This window comes from Pontibacter pamirensis (assembly GCF_010015475.1).
In the GTDB taxonomy this organism is placed as follows: domain Bacteria; phylum Bacteroidota; class Bacteroidia; order Cytophagales; family Hymenobacteraceae; genus Pontibacter; species Pontibacter pamirensis.
In genome coordinates this window covers 1-5,170 of record NZ_SSNI01000087.1, presented here as the reverse complement: position 1 = coordinate 5,170, position 5,170 = coordinate 1, and the positions used below count along the sequence as shown (strand labels likewise).

Below are 5,170 nucleotides of genomic sequence, written 5' to 3'. Positions count from 1 at the left end.
AGGGCGTTCACAGTGGATAACCCTCTCGGGTTACCCACAATGAACACCCATAGTAGTGGTAGCAGAAGTGAATTTAAATTTGTTGAAAATTATACTCCAAGGTAGTTCTAAAGTTGGGGAGCCGACAATTACCCTATTTATCTGCACGGCAAGTTTTGGACACGAGCTTGCTTTGGTTCGGGACACGGTGAACAATTTTGAAGTCGGTGTTCCCGTTGGCTGGCGATACGGAGTTCCTGTTGACAAATCAGTAAGCTTCATCGCCCTCAGGCAGAAGGAGTCTGGTACGGACGTGCCAAGGGAAACCTACAACATCAACATTGTTCACCGTGCAGAAACAGATTTAGACAACACGTACAGGCAGTTCATTGAGAATATAGAAAGTGCAGAGGGGTTCAAAATCATAGAGGAAGGTGACACGCTCATCAATGACAGGAGCTATAAATACCTGATAGAGACACACAAGAACAGCATAAGCAAGGAGGATATGAACAATTACGTCTTGTTTACCAACAACAAGGGCAAACTCCTTATACTGACAATGGTGACTATATCTCCCAACTTCCAGAGTTATAAGCCACTGTTTGATAAAATAGCATCCACCTTGCGTTACTAAGACCTCTCAACCAACTTTAAAAACACACTTAGCATCATTATGAAAAAGCTTGTCCTGCTCTTTACAGTGTTTGTGGCTCTGGCAGCCTTCAAGGTAATTGTGAAGCCTTTTACTGGCAAGATACTCTACAGGTACTCCTTTAAAGACCTACAGGGGAATGATATAAACGAGAAGCTTGTGCCTTATCTGGGAAGTGAACAGCACTACTTCATCGACAACAAGAACTACAAGTCACTCTATCAGGGTAAGCTGCAACAGCTATACAACTCAGAAACCAACGCCTACTACTTCATCCCAGATGGCAGGTCTGCACAGAAGCTTGACGGAAGCCAACCGACTTCCCAAATATTCAAGGTGACACCTCTTAATAAAACAGAGAAAGTTGCTGGCTACAGTTGCAAGGCGATACAGGTGGAAACGGACAATGCTACAACTGTATACTTCTACAGCCCTGAAATCAGAACGGACAAGAAGGTGTTCTCAAAACATGGCTTTGGGGAGTGGAACAAGTACCTGGAAGCCACGGACGGAGCCTTGGCTCTTAAATTTGTGATGACAGACAAGAAGAACGGCTTTGTGTGGACTTCCACCGCAACGGAGGTATCCAAAATGGATTTTGGCACTGGTGATTTTGTGCTGCCCAGAGATGTAGTGGTGAAAGAATAACAATGAATTAGCCCACACCTATGGAGTTCAGCCTCAGACCCTGGGTATCGGATGACGTAGAGAGCCTGGTGAAGTACTCCAACAACTACAATGTTGCCAAGAACATGTCTGATGTCTTTCCCTATCCTTACAGTCTTGAGGATGGCAAATCCTTCATTGCGTTTGCCACGAAAGATTCGCCACCAAACATTATGGCGATAGAGATCAATGGGGAGGAATCGGCATTCACCCGCAAAGTGACATATACAGAAAAAATGCGGAGTTAGGATATTGGCTGGCCGAGCCATATTGGGGAAGGGGAATCATCTCTAAAGCCATCATCGAGATGGTGGACAATGGTTTTAGGCACTGGGACATCACCAGAATTTATGCAAGACCCTTTGGCACGAACCTCGGCTCCCAGAAAGCCCTTGAGAAAGCGGGCTTCATTTTAGAGGCACGACTGAGCAAGACGTTCTTCAAGAATGGTGAGTATATGGATGAACTGATATATGCTGTCAGGCGCCCATTGTGATGGTTTCTGATTTCGTACTGTATTTCCGATAGTATCAGCAAAGTGATTGTTGGTAGCTGTGAACCTTTAGCAGTAGTGGGCAAGGCAACAGTCATTTACCCTCGAACAATCCTGTCAATCTTCACCACATTCCTCCACTGACCTGACTCAGCATACTGCTTTATCACACTGTCTCTTTCAGTTAATAGGTGGGTCATGTATTTCTTCAAAAATACTTTGTCAGCCAGCGTACCCAACATTCCGAGAGGGGAGGTGTAGTCAAAGACATCCAGCATCAGTGTGGCATCATCAACTTGCTTAAAATGGTGTTCATGCCTGAACTGCTTGAAGGCACCGCTTACCATTTCATCAACAAAGAAGTAGGGTCTGCCATACTCCGTGATTTTGCTCGTCAAGTGCTGCCACACGCCCAGGTGTTTCGCTCTCCATGTAACAGTTTCGCCCAGTTCTATCAGACCAGCAGTCACGCCAGCAACGGCACGTTCGCCAGTGTGCTCGGTGGAGATGGTACAGCACTGTTGACGATAAACTAAAAATAAAACAAGAGTTAGGTGCAACTGCTATGTATGTTACCTCTAAGAATAACATTCACTCAAACACTACTTTTTCAGAAAACCATCAGTTTTTAAAACATATGTTCATTCTAAAGTAGTGGTAGACCATTCCAGAGCCTTCAGTTCAGAAAATCTACCTTGATTTGCACTCTTTCTGCATCCGCAGGTGAGAGCAGCATTACCTCCACCTTATCGCTTTCATCAAAGTAACTGGCAATCCCTTTGACGATGCCCACCGCAACGCCAGCCATTCTGCGTTTAGACGAATACTCTATCATAAGCTGGTCAACGCCTTTCTTTGTTACCAGTAGCTTAGGTGGATTGGTTCTGTTATCTTCCCTTCTCACAGCACCGTGCATCGCATCCTCTGTATTAATCAGCATCTCATAAGTACGCCACTCTGGTCGGACATACCTGCTGTACAGCAGCATCAGGTCTGGCACCATGAACTCCCCGAACTGCTCCATCAAATCAAAAACAGGCTGCTCTGTGGACTCGCCCAAACAGCCGACAATGGCAAAAATCTCATGAGTAGGATACATCTCATGCATCTGAAAAGACGTATGCTCAACACCTGCCCATTCAAGCAGTTTAAGCCATGTGCTGTGGTCGTAGGTATCTACAACGAAGCGTTCGAGCAGCACAAACATGGAACCGTGCATCAGGTGTAATGCATCGCATTGTTTTTCCATACAGAGACATTTTATGCTATACTATATAATATAGCAAAATAATCCTGTTTAACATGCTGTAAAGCAAATTTTCTGTACCAGCTACTCGTTAGTCATGCCTCTGAATGGGGTTACTTACGCTTTCTCTATCTCATCCATCACAATAGTGGCGAGACCTTCGAGCATCTTCTGGTCTGATTCAGAGAACTTCCTCGGCTCCATGTCGATAACGCATATAGCCCCGATGTTGAAGCCATCTGATGTGGTCAGGGGAGCGGCAGCATAGAACTGCAAGCCAAAATGACCTGTCACCATGGGGTTCGCCAGCAGGCATGGTTCCTCTCTGGCATTCTCGAAAACGGTGACATCAGTCCTCAGCACAGCCAGGGAACACAGGCTAACACCCCTGCTCACCTCGTTTGAGACACCCACCCCCACTCTGGCTTTTGTAACCACGTAGTCTTTGTCAACAAAATTCACCAAAGCTATAGGAACGTTGAACATACGGGAGGCAATGGCAGCAATGTGCTTGAAGGTGCCGTTCTCTTCGTAGGTATCCAAAACGTTCAGGCTTCGCAGCTTTGCCAGTCGTTCATCTTCATTATCGGGAATAATGGGTATTCCAAAAGTATTGTCCATGCTTAAAGTTAAAGTGATTTCCGATAGTAAATCTGAAGAAGCATGCGTAGCGTCTAAGCGGATTGGCTATCAACGCTGGATGTATAAAAGCTAAGGTAGCAGAAACAAAACATCCAGCAGCAGACAGACTGCCAGCGGTAAAACCAAGCAACTGCAACATCAGTTCAGAAATCCACCCTTATCTGGACTCTTTCCTCTTCAGCCGCAGTCAGACGTGTTACTGAAACAGTATCGCTCTCATGGAAATGCTTTGCGATGCCTCTGATGATTCCAACTGCTACTCCCGACATTCTGCGCTTGGAGTGATAGTCAACAATCAATTGCTTTTCGCCTTTCTTTGTCACCAGAAGCATAGGAGGGTTCGCCCTTTCGTCTAATTTCTTCACCGCCCTGTGCATGGTGCATTCCGTGTGCAACAGCATATCGTAGGTGCGCCAGTTCGGGTTCACGTACTTGCTGTAAATCAAGAGCAGGTCTGGCACCAATGACTCCCCGAACTGTTCCATCAGGGTGTAGTTCGGAATGCCTGTTACTTCAGAAGCCTTGTTAACAATGGCAAACAGTTCTTTTGTGGGGTACATCTCGTGCATCTGAAAGGCTGCGCCTTCCAAACCAGTTGCTTGGAGCAGTTTTATCCAGGTACTGTAATCGTATGAGTTTTCTACAAAGCGCTTCAGCAGAGCGAATATAGAACCATGCATCTTGTCTTCGCTGATTATGCTATTATTATCCATGAAGTAAGTAGTAATAATTGTAAGGTAGACAGTACAGCTAGGCTATACTAAATTGAGAAGGGTTGATGCCGAGTCCTCAGTAAAACATCACTCTTTAACCAATCTTCAGCAGCAGCAATTTCGATGAAACGCTGAACTTCCACCGAAAGGGTAATATTGTTCAAAAAATTTGAAACAACCTTTTCCCTTATCGAATCAATAGTGACAAGGCGTGCTATCTTCTGGACTATCGTTGCCATCAGGTTTCGGTATAACTCGGAAATAATGAAATGTAGCTGGCTTCATCAACCCAAATGCTTGTCTGCATTGCATCCAGCAGAACCTTTTTCACATTGTAGTTTCGCACATGCTCCACTATGACTGTTAGGCTTCGCCTCAACTCTGGTATGTTAACAACATTAACAGTTGGCACGTTGACAGACAGGACATCCGTTGTTGAGTTGTAGGCCAGCTTGATGAAGCTGTTTTCAAAAATATTTATAATCTAACTGATGCTCATTGTTAGCTTGTGTAAGTGAAGCTAATCATTAGCAAAGATAAACAATTTTGCATAAATCTATAGGTTGATACTACTGTCAGCTTTATACCTAAACAGCATCTACTAAAATCTATCGGGCTATTCTTGTTTTAATTTATGCTATATGTGATTTTAGAGCATGTTTAAATTTGTAACGTTCTGATTTTTAGTCAATCCGGTTAAGAATGAGCTGACAATTCTGCCATAGTACCCATGCTTCTGCGCTTTTAGTGGTCTTTTCATGGTCTTTGTCGAGCCT

General features: G+C 44.5%; 9 protein-coding genes. 4 read left to right on the top strand and 5 right to left on the bottom strand.

Annotated elements, in window-relative coordinates:
* Positions 1 to 82: 82 nt before the first annotated feature.
* From E1919_RS26880 to E1919_RS27845, 4 genes are read left to right on the top strand one after another with little or no spacing between them, the layout of a single operon-like run.
* Positions 83 to 616 (top strand): hypothetical protein, encoded by a 534-nt coding sequence (locus E1919_RS26880; RefSeq protein WP_162056484.1) that lies wholly within the window; start codon positions 83 to 85, stop codon positions 614 to 616.
* A gap of 39 nt (positions 617 to 655) precedes the next feature.
* Positions 656 to 1,282, top strand: coding sequence for a hypothetical protein (locus E1919_RS26875; protein WP_162056483.1), 627 nt, complete (start codon positions 656 to 658; stop codon positions 1,280 to 1,282).
* A gap of 20 nt (positions 1,283 to 1,302) precedes the next feature.
* Positions 1,303 to 1,548 carry a hypothetical protein gene (locus E1919_RS27850; protein WP_237144888.1) on the top strand — a complete coding sequence of 82 codons (246 nt, stop codon included), beginning with the start codon at positions 1,303 to 1,305 and terminating at the stop codon, positions 1,546 to 1,548.
* Positions 1,431 to 1,796 carry a GNAT family N-acetyltransferase gene (locus E1919_RS27845; protein ID WP_317168277.1) on the top strand — a complete coding sequence of 122 codons (366 nt, stop codon included), beginning with the start codon at positions 1,431 to 1,433 and terminating at the stop codon, positions 1,794 to 1,796. Before E1919_RS27850 ends, E1919_RS27845 begins: the two co-directional genes overlap by 118 nt.
* A gap of 95 nt (positions 1,797 to 1,891) precedes the next feature.
* Here E1919_RS27845 and E1919_RS26865 read toward each other — a convergent pair whose 3' ends face one another.
* From E1919_RS26865 to E1919_RS27840, 5 genes are all read right to left on the bottom strand, one after another.
* Positions 1,892 to 2,353 carry an SRPBCC family protein gene (locus tag E1919_RS26865; RefSeq protein ID WP_237144887.1) on the bottom strand — a complete coding sequence of 154 codons (462 nt, stop codon included), beginning with the start codon at positions 2,351 to 2,353 and terminating at the stop codon, positions 1,892 to 1,894.
* A 116-nt stretch (positions 2,354 to 2,469) separates the two neighbouring features.
* Positions 2,470 to 3,042, bottom strand: a complete 573-nt coding sequence (locus tag E1919_RS26860) for a heme NO-binding domain-containing protein (protein ID WP_162056482.1) — start codon at positions 3,040 to 3,042, stop codon at positions 2,470 to 2,472.
* A 114-nt stretch (positions 3,043 to 3,156) separates the two neighbouring features.
* The gene (locus tag E1919_RS26855) at positions 3,157 to 3,660 is read right to left on the bottom strand and encodes a GAF domain-containing protein (RefSeq protein WP_162056481.1); all 504 of its coding nucleotides are present in this window, start codon (positions 3,658 to 3,660) and stop codon (positions 3,157 to 3,159) included.
* A 164-nt stretch (positions 3,661 to 3,824) separates the two neighbouring features.
* Positions 3,825 to 4,394 carry a heme NO-binding domain-containing protein gene (locus E1919_RS26850; protein ID WP_162056480.1) on the bottom strand — a complete coding sequence of 190 codons (570 nt, stop codon included), beginning with the start codon at positions 4,392 to 4,394 and terminating at the stop codon, positions 3,825 to 3,827.
* Between the two features lie 47 nt (positions 4,395 to 4,441).
* Positions 4,442 to 4,633 (bottom strand): hypothetical protein, encoded by a 192-nt coding sequence (locus tag E1919_RS27840; protein WP_237144886.1) that lies wholly within the window; start codon positions 4,631 to 4,633, stop codon positions 4,442 to 4,444.
* Positions 4,634 to 5,170 lie beyond the last annotated feature (537 nt).